16 protein-coding genes, 1 tRNA gene and 3 pseudogenes are annotated in these 16,757 nt (G+C 69.3%); 13 read left to right on the top strand and 7 right to left on the bottom strand.

Going from position 1 to position 16,757, the window contains the following annotated elements:
* Positions 1–139 precede the first annotated feature (139 nt).
* Positions 140–215: transfer RNA gene (locus tag FU658_RS12190), tRNA-Phe, on the bottom strand.
* Between the two features lie 176 nt (positions 216–391).
* Between FU658_RS12190 and FU658_RS12185 the strand changes: the two genes are divergently transcribed.
* Positions 392–820 carry a DUF6491 family protein gene (locus FU658_RS12185; RefSeq protein WP_147892329.1) on the top strand — a complete coding sequence of 143 codons (429 nt, stop codon included), beginning with the start codon at positions 392–394 and terminating at the stop codon, positions 818–820.
* Here FU658_RS12185 and FU658_RS12180 read toward each other — a convergent pair.
* The 4 genes from FU658_RS12180 to ftsY are packed head-to-tail and all read right to left on the bottom strand — an operon-like array spanning position 796 to position 4,710.
* Positions 796–1,071 carry an oxidative damage protection protein gene (locus FU658_RS12180; protein ID WP_147892328.1) on the bottom strand — a complete coding sequence of 92 codons (276 nt, stop codon included), beginning with the start codon at positions 1,069–1,071 and terminating at the stop codon, positions 796–798. The genes FU658_RS12185 and FU658_RS12180 overlap by 25 nt on opposite strands.
* Positions 1,071–2,126: an A/G-specific adenine glycosylase gene (mutY, locus tag FU658_RS12175; RefSeq protein WP_147892327.1), complete on the bottom strand. Its 1,056-nt coding sequence runs from the start codon at positions 2,124–2,126 to the stop codon at positions 1,071–1,073. Before mutY ends, FU658_RS12180 begins: the two co-directional genes overlap by 1 nt.
* On the bottom strand, positions 2,123–3,433 hold the full coding sequence (locus FU658_RS12170; protein ID WP_147892326.1) for an AsmA family protein: 1,311 nt from the start codon (positions 3,431–3,433) through the stop codon (positions 2,123–2,125). Before FU658_RS12170 ends, mutY begins: the two co-directional genes overlap by 4 nt.
* Entirely contained in the window at positions 3,433–4,710 is a 1,278-nt protein-coding gene (gene ftsY / locus FU658_RS12165) for a signal recognition particle-docking protein FtsY (RefSeq protein ID WP_425477616.1), read from the bottom strand. The genes FU658_RS12170 and ftsY overlap by 1 nt, the downstream gene beginning before the upstream one ends.
* Between ftsY and rsmD the strand changes: the two are divergent.
* The 9 genes and pseudogenes from rsmD to FU658_RS12120 all read left to right on the top strand — a co-directional run bounded on the left by rsmD (position 4,649) and on the right by FU658_RS12120 (position 11,024).
* A pseudogene (rsmD, locus tag FU658_RS12160) lies at positions 4,649–5,318 on the top strand (16S rRNA (guanine(966)-N(2))-methyltransferase RsmD). The gene ftsY and the pseudogene rsmD sit on opposite strands and share 62 nt — an antisense overlap.
* Entirely contained in the window at positions 5,315–5,821 is a 507-nt protein-coding gene (gene coaD, locus FU658_RS12155) for a pantetheine-phosphate adenylyltransferase (protein WP_147892324.1), read from the top strand. Before rsmD ends, coaD begins: the two are co-directional and overlap by 4 nt.
* Positions 5,822–5,880: 59 nt before the next feature.
* Entirely contained in the window at positions 5,881–6,372 is a 492-nt protein-coding gene (locus FU658_RS12150) for a hypothetical protein (protein WP_147892323.1), read from the top strand.
* Between the two features lie 102 nt (positions 6,373–6,474).
* Positions 6,475–6,732 carry a YfhL family 4Fe-4S dicluster ferredoxin gene (locus tag FU658_RS12145; protein WP_147892322.1) on the top strand — a complete coding sequence of 86 codons (258 nt, stop codon included), beginning with the start codon at positions 6,475–6,477 and terminating at the stop codon, positions 6,730–6,732.
* A gap of 52 nt (positions 6,733–6,784) precedes the next feature.
* Positions 6,785–8,478: pseudogene (gene ggt / locus FU658_RS15770) on the top strand (gamma-glutamyltransferase).
* A gap of 25 nt (positions 8,479–8,503) precedes the next feature.
* The gene (locus tag FU658_RS12135; protein WP_147892321.1) at positions 8,504–9,409 is read left to right on the top strand and encodes an MBL fold metallo-hydrolase; all 906 of its coding nucleotides are present in this window, start codon (positions 8,504–8,506) and stop codon (positions 9,407–9,409) included.
* On the top strand, positions 9,406–9,834 hold the full coding sequence (locus tag FU658_RS12130; RefSeq protein WP_147892320.1) for a DUF4920 domain-containing protein: 429 nt from the start codon (positions 9,406–9,408) through the stop codon (positions 9,832–9,834). The genes FU658_RS12135 and FU658_RS12130 overlap by 4 nt, the downstream gene beginning before the upstream one ends.
* A complete protein-coding gene (locus FU658_RS12125) occupies positions 9,834–10,526 on the top strand; it encodes a TMEM43 family protein (protein WP_147892319.1) in 693 nt (230 codons plus the stop codon). Before FU658_RS12130 ends, FU658_RS12125 begins: the two co-directional genes overlap by 1 nt.
* Positions 10,527–10,631: 105 nt before the next feature.
* Positions 10,632–11,024 (top strand): MAPEG family protein, encoded by a 393-nt coding sequence (locus tag FU658_RS12120; RefSeq protein ID WP_147892318.1) that lies wholly within the window; start codon positions 10,632–10,634, stop codon positions 11,022–11,024.
* Positions 11,025–11,031: 7 nt separating this feature from the next.
* On the opposite strand, the gene FU658_RS12115 is transcribed toward FU658_RS12120, so the two are convergent.
* Positions 11,032–11,889 carry a hypothetical protein gene (locus tag FU658_RS12115; RefSeq protein WP_147892317.1) on the bottom strand — a complete coding sequence of 286 codons (858 nt, stop codon included), beginning with the start codon at positions 11,887–11,889 and terminating at the stop codon, positions 11,032–11,034.
* Positions 11,890–12,041: 152 nt separating this feature from the next.
* Between FU658_RS12115 and FU658_RS12110 the strand changes: the two genes are divergently transcribed.
* Genes FU658_RS12110 through FU658_RS12100 form a run of 3 tightly spaced genes read left to right on the top strand, consistent with a single transcriptional unit; the run spans position 12,042 to position 14,987 of the window.
* Positions 12,042–13,721: a carbon starvation CstA family protein gene (locus FU658_RS12110; protein WP_147892316.1), complete on the top strand. Its 1,680-nt coding sequence runs from the start codon at positions 12,042–12,044 to the stop codon at positions 13,719–13,721.
* Between the two features lie 10 nt (positions 13,722–13,731).
* Entirely contained in the window at positions 13,732–14,007 is a 276-nt protein-coding gene (locus FU658_RS12105) for a cory-CC-star protein (RefSeq protein WP_147892315.1), read from the top strand.
* On the top strand, positions 13,998–14,987 hold the full coding sequence (locus FU658_RS12100; protein ID WP_147892314.1) for an ArsA family ATPase: 990 nt from the start codon (positions 13,998–14,000) through the stop codon (positions 14,985–14,987). The genes FU658_RS12105 and FU658_RS12100 overlap by 10 nt, the downstream gene beginning before the upstream one ends.
* 66 nt (positions 14,988–15,053) lie before the next feature.
* Here the strand turns inward: FU658_RS12100 and FU658_RS12095 are convergent.
* A pseudogene (locus FU658_RS12095) lies at positions 15,054–16,561 on the bottom strand (aminotransferase class III-fold pyridoxal phosphate-dependent enzyme).
* Positions 16,562–16,757 lie beyond the last annotated feature (196 nt).

Below are 16,757 nucleotides of genomic sequence, written 5' to 3'. Positions count from 1 at the left end.
ATAGCAGGCGACGCGCAAAAGAAAGCGCCCGGCGGATGAGGCTCGCCGGGCGTTGCAGAAGACCTCCAATCGACCGTTTCGGTCCCCCGAAACGCAAAACGCCCCGCGGAGCCAAGGGCATCGCGGAGCGCGGGACATCTGGTGGCCAGGGAGGGAATCGAACCCCCGACACGGGGATTTTCAATCCCCTGCTCTACCAACTGAGCTACCTGGCCAAAGTGCAGTCACCATGAGGTGAGCGCGGCATGATAGCGGCACCGTGTGGTGCTGGCAAGGTTTTGCGCTGCCTCGGGCGCCGGCTGCCGATCCGCGGGCTTCATGTGCGCTTGGGCCTCGGGCGCACATACTGTGGCCAGGCCCAAGCCTTTGAGGGGTGCATGCGATGGACACGATGCAGCGTTGGCTCATTCTCGCGGCCCTTGCCGCCATGCTGGCAGGCTGCGCCGGCAACCGCGTCGGCGAGCGCCAGCAGGCGCGCCTGGAACTGGCCGAGTCGCTGGCGGGTGAACCGGTCGACTCGATCTGGTACCAGCGCCTGCAGAACTGGGAGCCGCTGTCCGAGGAGCGGCTGATCATCTGGACCCGGGTCAACGAGGCCTGGTTGCTCGACGTGCAGCGGCCGTGCTCCGAACTTCCCTGGGCGCAGGGCATCTCGATCCCGACGATGTCGCGCCAGATCCGGGCAAACTTCGACAGCGTCCACGTGCGCAACCAGCGCTGCCGGATCACGCGCATTCGTGAAATCGACGCCCGTGAGCTCCGCGAGGGCGGCGACATGCGCCGTATCGAGCAGGCTCAGGACGAGGCTGGCGGTACGTAACCGGCGGGCTTTTCGTAGTCGCCGCCGAACAGGAACTTCTCCATCTGGTCCTCGAGCCAGGCGCGGTGCCTGGGATCGCGTGGCGACAGCCGGTTCTCGTTGATCAGCATCGTCTGGTGGGCCAGCCATTCCTGCCAGGCCGCCTTGGAGATGTGCTCGAACACGCGCTGGCCCAGTTCGCCCGGCCACGGTGCGTAGTCCAGGCCTTCGGCCTCGGCCTTGGTCTTCTCGCAGTAGACGGTTCGCGGCATCAGATCTCTTCCTCGTGAATTCGTTGCAGCAGCCTGGCCACCGGTGCCGGCAGCCCCAGCGTGCCTGCAGCGGCGGGTGGGTGCCAGCGCAGGTCGTCATTGTCGCCCACGCCGATCCGGGCTGCGCTGACCTCGATCAGCAGCGGCTGCACCTGCAGGCGGAAGTGGCTGAACACGTGCTCGAACGTCGGGAGTTCGCGCGTGGATGCGAAGCTTGTCGCATCGGCATGGCGACCTGCGAGCTCGCGCGCGGCGCTCGTATCCACCGCTTCCGGCAGCGACCACAGCCCACCCCAGATCCCGGTTTCCGGGCGCCGCTGCAAAAGCACCCGGCCCTGTGCATCGCGCAACACCAGCATGACCGTCCCGCGGCGTGGCGGCGTGCGCCCCGGTCGGGCGGTGGGCAGATCCCCGGTGCGTTGTTCGCGCCTGGCGATGCAGTCGCCGGCGAGCGGGCAGCGCGCGCAGTCGGGCTTGCTGCGGGTACACAAGGTCGCCCCCAGGTCCATGATCGCCTGGGTGTAGTCGGCCATGCGGGTGTCGGGCAGGTGCGACTCCGACAGCGCCCAAAGACGCTTCTCCACCGCCGTTGCACCGGGCCAGCCTTCCACCCCGTGGAAACGAGCCAGCACCCGCTTCACGTTGCCGTCGAGGATGGCGACACGCAGCCCGTGCGCCTGCGCCAGGATCGCCCCGGCCGTGCTGCGGCCGATACCCGGCAGGGCCTGCAGATCCTCCAGCGATTCCGGCAGCGCTCCACCGTGGTGCTCGACACAGATGGCCGCTGCCTTGTGCAGGTTGCGGGCGCGGGCGTAGTAGCCCAACCCCGCCCAGAGCGCCAGCACCTGGTCGATCTGCGCGGCAGCCAGGTCGCCCAGCTGCGGCAGCGCCTTCGTGAAACGCTCGAAGTAGGGCGCCGCGGTCTGCACCTGGGTCTGCTGCAGCATGATCTCCGACAGCCACACCCGGTAGGGCGTGCGCGGGTCCTGCCAGGGCAGGTCGTGTCGACCATGCCGGTCGAACCAGTCCAGCACCCGAGCGGCCAGCGTGTTCATTCGGGGTCGGTCCCGTCGCGTTCCTGGCCGCCCGCATCCGCGTCCTCGGCGGCACCCGCTTCTTCCGCGTCGTCCACGAGGATGACGACGCCCTCCAGCCGGACGTTGCCGAACGCCAGTGCGCGCGTCCTCAGGCTGCCGCTCAGGGGTGGCAGCGGCGAACCGGTGGCGGGCAGAGACCACGACAGCAGCCTTGGCAGCACTAAGCGCGACTCAAGGGTCGCCAGCTCGTGCACCACCTCCACATCCATCGGGGCACCCAGGTCGAGGGGGCCCTCGTACGCGACTTCAGCCGAAAACGGGCCCGGTACCGATGCGATCGGGGTGGGCAGGGCGGGCCATGCTTCCGGCCAGGCCTCGAGTCGCGCGTCGGCCTCGAACTGCAGGGTGTCGGCAAGCGTGGCCTGCAGATGGCCCTGCATCGGCGGGACCGACCGTCCACCCTGGAGTTCGAACGCACTCCGCCCGATCGAGGTGCGGCCCGCGCCATGGGAGATCTGCAGCGGCTGCAGGTCCAGGCCGATGAAGACATCCGGGGTCGACGGCTCGATTTCCACCCTCGCGTCCGGCGCTTCCAGCCACCAGCGGCCTTGTGCGTGCCCGGCATCGCCGGCGGTCGCGAGCCGATAGCGCGTCGCATCGGCCGCCTCGCCGTCACGGGCTGAAAGTGCCATCGACGACATCGCCAGTCCCAGGCCCGCATCGCTCCAGCGCAGCGACCCGTCGACGTGGGTGTCGAAGGGCAACACGCGCCCGGCGGCGTGGAGCCGCCCCGACGCGTCGATCCTCGTGGGCCGACCCGGCTCGAAGCGAGGCAGGTCGACATCCAGGCCGTCGATGCGCCACTCCCGGTCCACGACCTGCGCATCGACCAGTGACAATCCACGGGTCAGCGTCGGCAGCCGGACCGGGCCTTCGCCGGGTGGCCGCTCCTGCAGCCAGGCCGTCAGTCGAGGCAGGTCCAGCCGGGCCTGCTGCAGGTCCACCCGGCTGATCTCCAGGCCCCGGCCGCGCACTGTCGACCACGGCACCGAAAGCTCGACGTTTTCAACCACCAGCAGGGGGGCATCCTGACCTGGGCGGTGCACGCTCAGGCCCCGCCACAGCAGCCGTGGCTCGGGGCGGAACGCATATTCGCCAGGCTCGCGCACCCTCAACTCCAGGCCCAGCGCCTGCGAAGCCTGGCGCAGGAGCAGCGGCGTGAGTTGTGCGGGTTGCAGTTGCCGCCAGGCCAACGCGGCCAACAGCGCGGCCAGCAGCAGTGCCGCGGCGAGCCCCGCGAGCAGCCAGCGGCCGCGGCGCGACATCACCCGCCGATCGACTCCGGCAGCAGCGCGTCGACGAAGCCATCGGGGTCGAACACGCGCAGGTCCTCGAGCTTCTCGCCCAGGCCGACGAAGCGGATCGGCAGCTGGAATTCACGCGCCAGCGCGAACAGCACGCCACCCTTGGCGGTGCCGTCGAGCTTGGTCACCACCAGCCCGGTCACGCCGGCGGCGGCATGGAACTGGCGCAGCTGGTTGAGTGCGTTCTGTCCCGTGGTGCCGTCGATGACCATCAGTACCTCGTGCGGCGCCTTCGGGTCGAGCTTGCCCAGCACGCGGCGGATCTTGCCCAGTTCGTCCATCAGGCCCGACTGCGTGTGCAGGCGTCCGGCGGTGTCGGCGATAAGCACCTGCGTGCCGCGCGACTTGGCCGACTGCAGCGCGTCGAACGCGACCGATGCGGCGTCGGCATTCTGCCCCTGCGCGATGACCGGCACGTTGTTGCGCTCGCCCCACACCTTGAGCTGCTCCACCGCCGCGGCGCGGAACGTGTCGCCGGCCGCCAGCATCAGGCTGTGGCCCTCGTCCTGGAAGCGCTTGGCCAGCTTGCCGATCGTCGTGGTCTTGCCCACGCCGTTCACGCCGACGGTCAGGATGACGAACGGGCGCGCCTCGGGGTCGATGACCAGCGGCTTGGCGACCGGCACCAGCAGCACCCTGAGCTCCGAGCGCAGCACCGATACGAGGTCGGCGGCGTCGCGGAAGTCGCCCGCCTTCATGCGCCGGCGCAGGTCCTCGATCAGCTGGGTGGTCGCCTTGACCCCGACGTCGGCGGTCAGCAGCACCGTCTCGATCTCGTCGAGCAGGTCTTCGTCGAGCTTGGGCTTGCTGGCGAACAGCGCACCGAAGCTGCGTGCCAGCGAGCTGCCACCGACGGTCTCCTGCATCCGCTCGCGCGTGCGCTGGCGCTCGGCCTCGGCGCGCGCGGCCTTCTCCTCCTGGTGGGCGGTGAAGGCGCGGGTCAGGTCCTCGGGGCTGAAGCCCCCGCCCGTGGCGGGCGGAGTGGCCTTGCCCGAGGCCGGCTTCGGCGGCTCGGCGGGGGTTTTTTTCTTGAGGAAGCTGAACATCGCGGTTCGGATCGCGGACAATGCCGGAATGGTAGCACCGGCCACAGCCACGACCCTGTATGGAACCCGCGCATGACGCGGCGTGACCGCTCCCGCGGGTCGCAGCGCGCACAGCCCGGCGGCCGGCCTGGTGGCGGGCGCAGCGGCGCGCCCCGGGGCGGTGCGCATCATCGGTGGGCGCTGGCGCGGCAGCCGGCTCGATGTCGCCGACGTGGCGGGGCTGCGCCGACCACGACCGCACCCGCGAAACCCTGTTCAACTGGTTGCAGGCGACGGTGGCGCAGGCGCATTGCCTCGACCTGTTCGCCGGAAGCGGGGCGCTGGGCCTGGAAGCGGCGTCGCGCGGGGCGTCCCTGGTGGTGCTCGTCGAGCGCGACCCGGCGCAGGCGGCCAGGCTGCGCGATACCGTGGCACGGCTCGAGCGCACCGGGCCGCAAGGCGTCGTGGATGTCGTCGCAGGCGACGCGCTGGCGTGGCTGGGCGGCTATGTCGGCAAGCCCTTCGACCTCGTCTTCCTCGACCCGCCCTTCAGCAGCGACCCGTGGAAGCGCGTGTTCGAGGCCCTGGTACCACACCTGGCCGCCGGTGCACGCGTCTACGTCGAATCCCCGGTCGACGCGGTGCCCGGGGTGCCGGGCAGTTGGACACTGTTGCGTCGCATGGACAGCCACGAGGTCGAGGTGCGCCTGTACCTCGCTCCGCAGGGCCCGGGTGCGCACCCTGCGGGGGGTGCGGGCGGCAGCCCGGCTGATACACTCGGGGAAAGCACGTCCACCGACCAGGATCGCAACGCCGGATGAGTCATCCCCGACAAAGGGTCGCCGTGTACCCCGGCACCTTCGACCCGATCACCAACGGACACATCGACCTGGTCAGCCGGGCCTCGCCGCTGTTCGAAAAGGTCATCGTCGGCGTGGCCGAAAGCGCCGGCAAGAGCCCGGCCTTCACCCTGGAGGAGCGCGTCAGCCTGGCGCGGCTGGCGCTGGCGGGGTTCGACAACGTCGAGGTGCGCGGCTTCAACTCGCTGCTCGCGCGCTTCGTCACCGAGGTCGGGGGCGGGGTCCTGCTTCGCGGGCTGCGCGCGGTCTCGGATTTCGAGTACGAGTTCCAGCTCGCCAGCATGAACCGCCACCTGATCCCGGACGTCGAGACGTTGTTCCTGACGCCCGCCGAGCAATACAGCTTCATTTCCTCGTCGCTGGTGCGCGAGATCGGGCGGCTCGGAGGAGACGTATCCGGCTTCGTCCATCCGGCGGTGCAGTCGGCATTGAAATCCAAGTGGCAGCGCGGGAAGGTCTCCTGACCCGCTGCCTGGTCCCAGCAGAAGTTGCACAACACATCCACCAACACAGGTATCCGATGATGACCCTTAGCCTCCGAACCCTCATGCTGGCCGTGGCCGTGATGCTGCTTGCCGCGTGCAACCGCGATGCCGACACGCCGGTCGTGGAAACCCCGCCGGTGGCCGCCCCGGGCGCGCAGGACGACCAGATGGCCTGGCGCAACTACCTCACCGACGTGGTGCGCCGCAACGCGCCCGACGACGTGACCCAGACCTACAACTACTTCCTGCCCGCCAGCGACACCGAGGGCTACGAGCAGGTCTACTCGCGCCAGCTGGAGAACGTCGAGACCGCGCTGCTGCGCACGATCCCGCCGGGCAACCTGCTGATCTTCAGCTCGCCGGAGCCCGGCAGGGCCGCCGACATGATGGTCAGTGCGTTCGAACTGGTGCCGCAGAACTCGCTTCCGGGCGTCTACGTGATGCTGATCGGCAACCCGGACGACGAAGCCCGCGTCAAGGGGCCGGTGGAAGAGACCGGCGCCCGCTTCATTTTCGTTGAAATGAAGTAAGTCCCCCGCCACGGCGCGCCGCGCGCCGGGAGCGGTCGAGGAAACACGGACGCCGGCCCCTCGTGGCCGGCGTTCGTCCTTCCCACCAGTGGTGTGTCCAAGATGGCCCTGAAGATCAACGAACTGTGCGTGAACTGCGACGTGTGCGAGCCCGCGTGCCCGAACGCCGCCATCACGCAGGGACCGGAGATCTACGAGATCGACCCCGATCGATGCACCGAGTGCAAGGGCCACTTCGACGAGCCGCAGTGCGTGGTCGTGTGCCCGGTGGAATGCATCGACCCCGACCCGGCATGGCCGGAAAGCGAACCCCAGTTGCTGGCCAAGCTGGCCCGGCTGCAGCAGGAGCAGGAGCAATGATGATTCCGATGCGAGCCTGGAACCGCCGTCTGGGCGTCCTGGTGCTGGCCGTTTGCCTGTTGCCGCTGCCGGCGCTGGCTGGCGCGGACGGACAGGTCGTCCAGCAGCGCCTGCCGGTGGAGCCGGCCGTCGCCAGCGCCAACGCCTACGCACCGACGCCGCGATCGAGATCCTTTCCTCGGGCGGCAATGCCTTCGACGCCGCGGTGGCGGCCAGTGCAATGCTCGGCCTGGTCGAGCCGGAAAGCTCGGGCATCGGAGGCGGTGGCTTCTTCCTCCTGCACCGTGCCAGCGATGGCCTCAACGTGTTCATCGACGCCCGCGAGACCGCGCCCGCCGCGGCCACGCGCGACATGTACCTGGATGCCCAAGGCCAGCCCGACCGCGATCGCGCGATCAATGGGCCCCTGGCCGCCGGCATTCCCGGACTGCCGGCCGCGCTGGTGCACCTGGCCGAGAACTATGGCGAACTGCCCCTGGCCCAGTCGCTGGCCCCGGCCATCACCCGGGCCCGCGAAGGTTGGCGCTTCGGGCGAAAGAACCACGAAATGCTGGCCTGGCGCCGGGACGTGGTGGCCGCCGACCCGGGCGCCGGGCGCTGTTCCTCGTCGACGGCGAGCGCCCGGCGATCGGCACGCTGATGCGCAATCCCGACTACGCGCGGACGCTGGAACGACTGGCGAGCGAGGGGTTCGACGGCTTCTACCGTGGAGACACTGCACGCACGCTGGTCGACGGCGTTCGCGCAGCAGGCGGCATCTGGTCGCTGGATGACCTTTCGGGCTACTCGATCATTGAGCGCGAACCGATCCGCATCTCCCATCGTGGCTACCGCATCGTCACCGCGCCGCCGCCGTCCTCGGGCGGCGTGGCGCTGGCACAGGTGCTGCAGATCATCGCCGGCTTCGACTACGCCGTGCTGCCGCGCGTGGAGCGCGTGCACCTGCTTGCCGAAGCGATGCGCCGCGCCTACCGCGACCGTGCGATCTACCTGGGCGACCCGGAGTTCGTCCCGGTCCCCGTGGCGATGCTGACCAGTGCCGACTACGCGGCCGGCCTGCGCGCCGGCATCCACCCGCGTCGGGCCACGCCGAGCGAACTGCTGCCCGGCGTGGGTGCCTTCGACGGGTCCGAGGACACCACCCACTTCTCGATCATCGACACCCGGGGCAACCTGGTCTCCGCGACGCAGACGCTCAACCTGCCCTACGGCAACGGCTTCGTCGTCGAGGGCACGGGCTTCCTGCTCAACAACGAGATGGACGACTTCTCGGTCAAGCCCGGCGTGCCCAATGCGTTCGGCCTGGTCGGCGAGGATGCCAATGCGATCGAACCGGGCAAGCGACCGCTGTCGTCGATGACGCCAAGTTTCCTGATGGGTGCCGACCGCGTCGCGGTGATCGGCACGCCGGGAGGCAGCCGCATCATCACCATGGTGGCACTGGGGCTGTTGGAGCTCATGCAGGGTGCCAGTGCCGACGAGGTCGTCGCGATGCCTCGCTTCCATCACCAGCACCTGCCCGACCAGCTCTCCGCCGAGCCCGACGCGTTCTCGCCGGAGGAGGCCGGGCGCCTGCGGGAGATGGGACACGAAATCGACGCACGCGAGCGCGGATGGGGCAACATGCAGCTGGTGATCTGGAACCTGGCCAACGGCGAGGTCCAGGCCGGCTCCGACCCGCGCTGGGAAGGCGTGGGCTCGGGGTCCACCGGCGAGCGCGTCGATGCCGAGGCGGTTTTCCGCTGAGGCCCGTGGCAGAGGAGGTGTCGTCATGAAGCTGTGGTCGATCCTGGGCAATTCGCAGCGCCTCGATGGCGGCGCGATGTTCGGCAATGCGCCGCGCGCGATGTGGTCGAAGTGGATCGCGCCCGACGAGGACAACCGCATCCCGCTGGCTTGCCGTGCGCTGCTGGCCTCTCCGCTGAACGGCAAGACCGTGCTGTTCGAAACCGGTATCGGTGCGTTCTTCGAGCCGAAGCTGCGCGAGCGCTACGGCGTCGTGGAAGAGCGCCATGTATTGCTGGAGTCGCTGGCCGAGGCGGGTTTCCGCCACGAGGACATCGATGTCGTCGTGCTCAGCCATCTGCACTTCGACCATGCCGGTGGGTTGCTGGCGGCCTGGGAGGAGGGCGTCGAGCCGCGGCTGCTGTTCCCCAACGCCACGTTCGTCGTCAGCCAGGCGTGCTGGGAGCGTGCCTGCAACCCGCACCCGCGCGACCGCGCCAGCTTCATCCCCGGACTCACCGGCCTGCTGCGCGACAGCGGCCGCCTCGAACTGGTGGATTCCGAACACACGCCCAGCCTCGGCAGGACCGTGCGCTTCCACTACAGCGACGGCCACACGCCGGGGCTCATGCTGGCCGAGATCGTCGGTCACGAACCCGGGCACGGCAGCGGCCATGGCGGACTGGTGTTCTGTGCCGACCTGGTCCCGGGGCGGCCGTGGGTCCACGTGCCGATCACGATGGGCTACGACCGCTCGCCGGAGCTGCTGATCGACGAGAAGCGCGAGTTCCTGCGCGACATGGCTGCGCGCAACGTGCATCTGTACTTCACCCACGACACCGGCTGCGCGCTGGCCCAGGTGGTCTGCGACGACCGGGGCCGCTTCAGCACCACCCACGAGGTCGCGGCGCTTGCCGCCCGCGAGCTTTCCGCCCGAGGAGAAACCGCATGAACAAGTTCCTGGTCCTGGCCCTGGCGGGCCTGCTGAGCCTGCCGGCACTCGCCGGCGAGGCACGCGTGTACGGTGCGCAGATGCCCGTCGGCGACGCCGTCCCGGTGTCCCGGGCCATCGACGACCTGGATGCGCACGCCGGTGCCCCGGGCAAGTTCGCCGGTCGCATTACCCAGGTCTGCCAGAAGATGGGCTGCTGGCTGATCCTGGAAGACGATGGGCACCACGCACGGGTGATGGCGCGCGACCACGCCTACGGCGTGCCGACCGACAGCAGCGGCCGCGTGGAGGTCTACGGCGTGCTGGAAGTGCGCGAGCTCAGCCAGGAGCAGGCCGAGCACTTCGCCGAGGATGCCGGCCAGCAGGGTGAAGTGGACCGGCGTGAATACCGCATCGTCGCCGATTCGATCGCGCTGCTCGACTGATGGCGTCCACGATCCGTTGGGGGTGGGTCGCGACGCTGGCACTGGGAATCGCGCCCTGGGTCGCCGTGACGGCCGGGGAGGCCGGTGCGCCCCAGCCGGTGGCGGGCGTGCCCGAGGTGGCCGAGCCGGTGGCCGACCCCGACTATGGCGTGCAGGTGGATGCGCTGGGCCTGCGCCGAGAAGTGCAGATGTGGCAGTGGCAACGCGAAGACGGCACGTTCCGGGGGACCTGGTCGGCCGAGCAGATCGACGCGTCGGAATTCCCCGCCGACTACGCCAATCCGGGCGAGCCGCCCTACGGCAGTGCGCAGTGGATCGCTGGCCGGGTGCGCCTGGACGGGCGCCGCGTGTCACCGGAGTTGCTCGTCGACCTGCCGGGCTGGGAGCCGGTTCCGGTCGGACAGGCCTCGGCCTCGCTGCCCCCGAACCTCGCCGTGGTCTTCCAGCCCGACGGGGACTGGCTGTCGAGCAGTGCCGACCCCGGGGAGCCGGATGTCGGCGATCTTCGCATCCGCTGGCAGCAGTTGCCTGTCGGGCCGGTGCATGGACAGCTCGTGGCGGACGGCCAGCGCTGGGTCGCGGCGGCACCGGATTCCCGACTGGCCCGCGGTGAACCGGGTGCCGCGCGGACGTCGACGCCGGGGATCGGGTGCCTGGTCTTCCGGGACGAGGCCAGGCAGGCGGTGGCCTGACCTGGCTTGCCTGGGTGCTGCTGGCCTTCATGCTGGTCGGCGGCTTCGTGCTGTACCGGCGCAACCGTTGAGCCTCGTCCCCGCACATCCACAAGGAGTCGCTCCATGCCGTTCCCGCTGATCACCGGCCTGTACGCCGGGCTTTCCCTGCTGCTGGTCCTGGTACTGGCCTACCGCGTGGTCGCGAGTCGCCGCGCCACGCGCACCGGCCTGGGTGCGGGTGGCTCGCTCGCGCTCGAGCAACGCATCCGTGCCCATGGCAACGCCGTGGAGTACCTGCCTATGGGCCTGCTGGGCCTGCTGCTGCTGGAGCTCACCGGCCATTCCGCCTGGCTGGTGCACGCGCTGGGCGCCACGCTGCTGCTGGGGCGCATGCTGCACGCGTGGGGCTTGTCGGTCAGCGCAGGCACCTCGCAGGGGCGCTTGCTGGGCACGCTGCTGACCTGGCTGGCGTTCGTTGCGATGGCCGTGTTGATGGTCTGGCGGTTCTTCCGCTAGCGCGTCTTCAGCGCACGGGGTCAGGCGCCGAGCTCCACGTGCTCGCGCCCAGCAGCCGCTCGACCTCGTCGAGCACGCCGCGCAGCCGCGGCAACGCCTCCGGCGAATACAGCCGCGCGCGCTCGACCTGTTCGACGCGCCCGAAGACCGACTGGCGCAGCATGTCCTCGCTGCGCACGCGGTGCAGCACGTCGTCGAGCAGCTGCGTGAACTCGCTCGGCGTGGGAGCGGCGGCCAGGACCTCGAACAGGCCCGCGAGCGCCTCGAACAGCGCCGTTGCCTCGGGGCCCAGGCCATGGTCGGTGGGGCGGAAATCCTGCCAGGCGCGCTGCGCATCGGTCCACACCCGGAAACTGCAGCGTGCCAGCGAGTGGTACAGCGGCTGCTCCGATAGCAGGACCAGAAGGAAGTTGCGGGCATGGGCCTGCACGGTGCCCAACGCATTGCTCCACTCGCGCGACTCCGCGAAGCGGTGCAGGCGCAGGTGCTCGGCGAACGGGGCCTCGTGCAACTGGTCCAGGATCAGCAGCGTCGGTTCGGCCTCGGAGTAGGCGCAGGCCTCCGTCATCGCCCGCTCGAAGGGCCCAAGCGGCGGCTCGTCCGTGCCCGGGACAGCCGGATCGGCCGGGGCGGCCCTTGGCGCAGGGGCAGGCGCGGCATCGCTGAAGTCGTGGTAGAGCACCTTCGGGTAGGCCAGCGCCGCCCCCAGCGCCTGCGCGAAAGCGGTCTTGCGCCGCCCGGCCAGGCCATCCACGTGCAACACGCGCAGGCGCTCGCCGGGCTGCTCCAGCAGGCAGCGGATCGCGTGCTCGTAGTCGTCGTTGGATTCGAAGCCGTGCTCGGCGAGCTTCCTGCGCAGTGACATCGTTCGCCCCCGGTGGCGGTTCGGTGATGGTCAGACTTTAGTCGAAGCGGTGCAGGAATTGCCCGCAGTGGACGCGGGGCGGGGCGAGAATGCACTCTCGGCTGCTCGACGGGCAGGGCCCGCATGGCGGCATCGACGGATGGGGATCTTCGATGAATGCGATCGTATTGATGCTGGTGGGGCTGGGGGCGCTGGCGGCGGGCTACTTCCTGTACTCGAAGTTCATCGCCGAGCGCATCTACCGCCTTGATCCGGACTTCCGCACCCCGGCACACGAGTTCCGCGACGGCGTGGATTTCGTGCCGACCAACAAGTTCGTGCTCTGGGGACACCACTTCACTTCGGTGGCCGGTGCCGCGCCGATCGTCGGTCCCGCCATCGCCGTCATCTGGGGCTGGGGACCGGCCTTCCTCTGGGTCATCCTCGGCACGATCTTCTTCGCCGGCGTGCACGACTTCGGCGCGCTGTGGGCCAGCGTGCGCAACAAGGGAAAGTCGATCGGCACGCTGACCGGAAACATCATCGGCCCGCGGGCACGCAACCTGTTCCTTGTCGTCATCTTCCTGCTCCTGCTGATGGTCAATGCGGCCTTCGCGGTGGTCATCTCCAACCTGCTGGTCTCGACCCCGACCGCGGTGATCCCGGTCTGGGGCGCGATCCTCGTGGCGTTGCTCATCGGGCAGATGATCTACCGCTGGAAGATGGGCCTGCTGGTGCCATCGATCATCGGCGTGACCTTGCTCTACGGCATGATCCTGCTGGGCAACAACTATCCGGTCGTGCTGCCCGAGACCGTGCTGGGCATGGCCCCTCGCGCCACCTGGATCGTGCTGCTGTTCGCCTATGCCGGCATCGCCTCGCTGCTGCCGGTGTGGGTGCTGCTGCAGCCACGCGACTACATCAACGGCATCCAGCTGTTCATCGGCCTGGGCCTGCTCTACATCGCGGTGCTGATCGCCTCGCCCACGGTCGTGGCACCGGCCTTCAACAGCGAGGTGCCCGCGGGCACGCCCAGCCTGATGCCGTTGCTGTTCGTCACCATCGCCTGCGGTGCCATTTCCGGGTTCCACGGACTGGTGTCCTCGGGCACCAGTTCCAAGCAGCTCGACAAGGAGACCGACGCGCGCTTCGTCGGCTACTTCGGTGCGGTCGGCGAGGGCGCGCTGGCGCTGGCGACGATCATCGCCTGCACCGCCGGCTTCGCCACGCTGGTCGACTGGCAGGCGGTGTACTCCAGCTTCGGCCAGGGCGGCGTCAACGCCTTCATCGCCGGCGGCGATGCGATCCTGGTGGCCGGCCTGGGCATTCCCGCCGACCTAGGCGCCACGATGCTGGCGACGATGGCCATCCTGTTCGCGGCCACCACGATGGACACTGGCCTGCGCCTGCAACGCTTCGTGGTGCAGGAGGTGGCCGAACTTGCCGGCTTCCGCATGGGCACGCTGATGGGCACGGTCATCGCGCTGGCCGCCTGCCTGGCGCTGGCCTTCGGCGCCGGTGCCGACGGCTCCGGCGGCATGGTGATCTGGCCCTTGTTCGGCACCACCAACCAGTTGCTGGCCGGCCTCACGCTGTCGATCATCTCGGTCATCCTGATCCGCCAGGGTCGCCCCGCCTGGTTCACCGCGGTGCCGCTGACCTTCCTGCTGGTCATGACCCTGTGGGCGCTGCAGCAACAGGTGCTGCGCTTCTACAACGACGCCAACTGGCTGCTGTTCACGATGAGCGTGCTGATCGCGGTCGCCGCGGTGTGGGTGGCGGTCGAGGCGGTCATCGCGATGGGGCGTGGCCGCGGCAGTGCCCCCCGGGGTGCCGCGGACAGCGGCGGCTGAGGGTCGCGCGATGCCGTGGCGATTCGACGCGAACGACCTGCTGGCCCGCATCGGCTCGGGGCTCAGGGAGTTCTACATCGCGCCTTACCGCCGCACCTTCGCCCGCGCCGAGCGCGAGGAGGAGGACCTGTTCATGCTGCTGGTGTTCGCCGAGAGCCTCGGCGTGCCCAATCCCGCCGGTTACTACACGCTGGAGCTGATGCCGGTGATGTACGAGCGCTTCCACGACTGGCACCGCCGCATGGGCATCGAGCACTCGCCGCTGGACCACGTGAAGTGCTGCTAGACCTGGCGCGCACACGGCGCATCCTGTTCTTCGGCGGCAAGGGCGGGGTGGGCAAGACCACGGTGTCGGCGGCACTCGCCCTGCGCTGCGCCGATGAAGGGCGGCCGGTGCTGCTGGTCTCGACCGACCCGGCGCACAACCTGGGCCACCTGTTCGAATGCGATATCGGGCCCGAGCCGCGGCGCATCGCGCCGAACCTCGACGTGCTCGAGCTTGATCCCGAGCGCACCGTCGATGCCCACCTGGCCGAGGTCGGTGCGGCGTTGCGCCGGTTGATGCCGGAGCGGCTGGCAGGCGAGGTCGACCGGCACATGGCGCTTTCGCGCGATGCCCCCGGCATGCAGGAAGCGGCGCTGCTCGAGCGCATCGCCGAAGTCGTTGCCGGGGCAGGCAACGCGCACCAGCTGGTCATCTTCGATACCGCGCCATCGGGCCACACAGCGCGGCTGATGGCACTGCCGGAGATGATGGCGGCCTGGACCGAGGGCCTGCTGGCGAGGCGCGAGCAGGCGGACCGCTTCGGCGACATCGTGCGGCGCATGGGCAGCGACACCAGCGTCAGCGACAAGCTGTTCGGCGACTCGCCCGTCGATGGTCCGCGCGACCGCAATGCGCGCATCCGCCATCTGCTGCACCGTCGTCGGCAGCGCTTCGCCGACCTGCGCGAAGCGCTGTCCGACGCCTCGCGCACCGCCTTCGTCATCGTGCTGGCCGCCGAGCGGCTGCCGGTGCGTGAAACGATCGCCTTCCATGCCCAGCTCGAACGCGCCGGCATCGACGTAGGCGGGCTGGTGGTGAACAAGCGTTCGCCGGCCGACGCCGGAGAGTTCCTGGCCCAGCGGCGTCGGCAGGAGCAGGGCTACCTGGACGAGCTCGACCGGGAACTGGGCGACGTCGCTCGCCTGGAGATCCCGCTGGGGCCGGGCGACGTGGTCGGTTTGGCTGCGGTGCGGGCGCTGGGTGGATCCCTGGGTGAGTAGCTGCGGTCCCCAAACGAAGGGACCGGCCATCGGGCCGGTCCCTTTCATGTTGCGCTGCGATTCGCGTCAGGCGGCCTGGGCGGCCTGCTTGCGCGGCCCTTCCTTCAGCGCCCGGCGCACATGGTCGACCAGCAGGTCGGCCTCGTCGTCGCTGATCGCGAAGTGCGGGGTGAAGCGCAGCGAGTTCACGCCGCCGTGGATTACGCCGATGCCGTGCTCGCGCAGCCACTCCTCGGTCGAGCCTTCGCCGTAGCACTTGAACTCGTCGTTGAGCTCGCACGAGAACAGCAGGCCGGTGCCCTGCACCTTGGTGATGAGGCCGCCGAGTTCATCCTTGAGCTTGTCGAGCTTCTCCACGAAACGCTTGCCCTGCACGCGGATGTTTTCGCGCATTTGCGGCGTCAGGCCTTCCAGTACCGCCACGGCGACGTCCATCGCGCGTGGGTTGGAGGTCATCGTGTTGCCGTAGATGCCCTTGCGGTACAGGCCTGCGGCACGCTCGTTGACCGCCAGCACGCTCAAGGGGTACTGGCCGGCGTTGAGCGCCTTGGAGTAGGTCTCCATGTCCGGCGGCGCCAGCTTCTCGAAGCCGGGGTAGTCCACGATCGACAGCACGCCGTGGGCACGCAGGCCGGCCTGGATCGAGTCGACCAGGAACAGCGTGCCGTGCGCCTGGGTCAGCTCGCGAGCGGCGCTGTAGAACTCCGGCGTCACCTGGCGGCCCGGGTCGCCTTCACCCATCACCGGCTCCAGGAACAGCGCCTCGATGTACCAGCCGTGCTGGTCGGCCTCGGCGAACGCCGCGCGCAGCTGCTCGACCGAATACGGCTCGATCGTGATCAGCTGCTGCTCGTGGTGCTTCCAGCTGGCCAGGTGCTTGGCATAGGTCGGGCGGGTGGAATCCGAATACAGCGCCGGCAGTTCGGTGCGGCCATGGAAGGCGCCCTTCACCGCGATGCGCTTGACCCGCTTGCCCGCATGGCGGCCGCCCTCGTCGGTGTGCAGCTTGGTGTTCACGTCGGCGATGCGGCCGGCCAGCGACACCGACTCCGAGCCCGAATTCAGGCACAGGAACTTCGCATACGGGCAGCCGCCGCGGTTCTGGCCGATCTCCGCGCGCAGCGCACGCTCCAGCTTGAGCTGCGACAGGTTCGCCGTCATCACGTTGGCCATGGCCTGGGGCTTCGACATCGCCTCGAGCACGTGGGCCGGCGCGTGTCCCGCGCCGAGCATGCCGTAGCCGCCGGAATCATGGATGACCGCGCCCTTGAGCGTGATGATCCACGGACCGCGTGCGGTCAGCGCGACATAGGGGTTCACGCCGTCGTCGGGATAGAAGTTCACGAAGCCGCCTGGACCATCTCCAGCTGGGTCGCTTCGTCGGCCTTGAGGACCTCGTCGAACTCGCCACCGGCCAGCGCCTGGAATTCCTCGTGCGCGGCGTCGATCGCCGCCACCAGGTCGGGGTGGGTGTTGGCGAAGCGCTCGATCGTGGCGTCGTCCAGGCCGGGGGTACGGGCCGCGCCGCCGTAGGTGCGCAGGGTATTGAGCTTCTCGATCGCCGGATGCGACATGGGTGGATCCTCCTTGTGTCCCGTCAAACGCAAAACGCGCGGGCCAATGCCATCTGGCTCGGGCCGCGCGACGGGTAAGTTGCTGAAAATCAATTACTTATCCGATGGTAGCACGGGCAGGGCACGCGCAGAACCCCCGCGCCTGCCGAAGACCCGCTGACACCTGTCACCCGCAATCGGTGATGCCCGCGACTGC

Origin of the sequence: Alkalisalibacterium limincola, assembly GCF_008017755.1 — a bacterium.
Lineage (GTDB): Bacteria > Pseudomonadota > Gammaproteobacteria > Xanthomonadales > Xanthomonadaceae > Alkalisalibacterium > Alkalisalibacterium limincola.
Note: the sequence above shows the minus strand (reverse complement) of the source record. Positions and strands in the feature narration are given on the sequence as shown.

Excerpts from the sequence above, each read along its gene's own strand:
- FU658_RS12110 (WP_147892316.1), top strand. The coding sequence starts at position 12,042 with ATGAATGCGATCGTATTGATGCTGGTGGGGCTGGGGGCGCTGGCGGCG.
- mutY (WP_147892327.1), bottom strand. The coding sequence starts at position 2,126 with ATGAACACGCTGGCCGCTCGGGTGCTGGACTGGTTCGACCGGCATGGT.
- FU658_RS12105 (WP_147892315.1), top strand. The coding sequence starts at position 13,732 with ATGCCGTGGCGATTCGACGCGAACGACCTGCTGGCCCGCATCGGCTCG.
- FU658_RS12130 (WP_147892320.1), top strand. The coding sequence starts at position 9,406 with ATGAACAAGTTCCTGGTCCTGGCCCTGGCGGGCCTGCTGAGCCTGCCG.
- FU658_RS12180 (WP_147892328.1), bottom strand. The coding sequence starts at position 1,071 with ATGCCGCGAACCGTCTACTGCGAGAAGACCAAGGCCGAGGCCGAAGGC.
- FU658_RS12120 (WP_147892318.1), top strand. The coding sequence starts at position 10,632 with ATGCCGTTCCCGCTGATCACCGGCCTGTACGCCGGGCTTTCCCTGCTG.
- FU658_RS12115 (WP_147892317.1), bottom strand. The coding sequence starts at position 11,889 with ATGTCACTGCGCAGGAAGCTCGCCGAGCACGGCTTCGAATCCAACGAC.
- FU658_RS12170 (WP_147892326.1), bottom strand. The coding sequence starts at position 3,433 with ATGTCGCGCCGCGGCCGCTGGCTGCTCGCGGGGCTCGCCGCGGCACTG.
- FU658_RS12125 (WP_147892319.1), top strand. The coding sequence starts at position 9,834 with ATGGCGTCCACGATCCGTTGGGGGTGGGTCGCGACGCTGGCACTGGGA.
- FU658_RS12145 (WP_147892322.1), top strand. The coding sequence starts at position 6,475 with ATGGCCCTGAAGATCAACGAACTGTGCGTGAACTGCGACGTGTGCGAG.
- FU658_RS12185 (WP_147892329.1), top strand. The coding sequence starts at position 392 with ATGCAGCGTTGGCTCATTCTCGCGGCCCTTGCCGCCATGCTGGCAGGC.
- FU658_RS12150 (WP_147892323.1), top strand. The coding sequence starts at position 5,881 with ATGACCCTTAGCCTCCGAACCCTCATGCTGGCCGTGGCCGTGATGCTG.
- coaD (WP_147892324.1), top strand. The coding sequence starts at position 5,315 with ATGAGTCATCCCCGACAAAGGGTCGCCGTGTACCCCGGCACCTTCGAC.
- FU658_RS12135 (WP_147892321.1), top strand. The coding sequence starts at position 8,504 with ATGAAGCTGTGGTCGATCCTGGGCAATTCGCAGCGCCTCGATGGCGGC.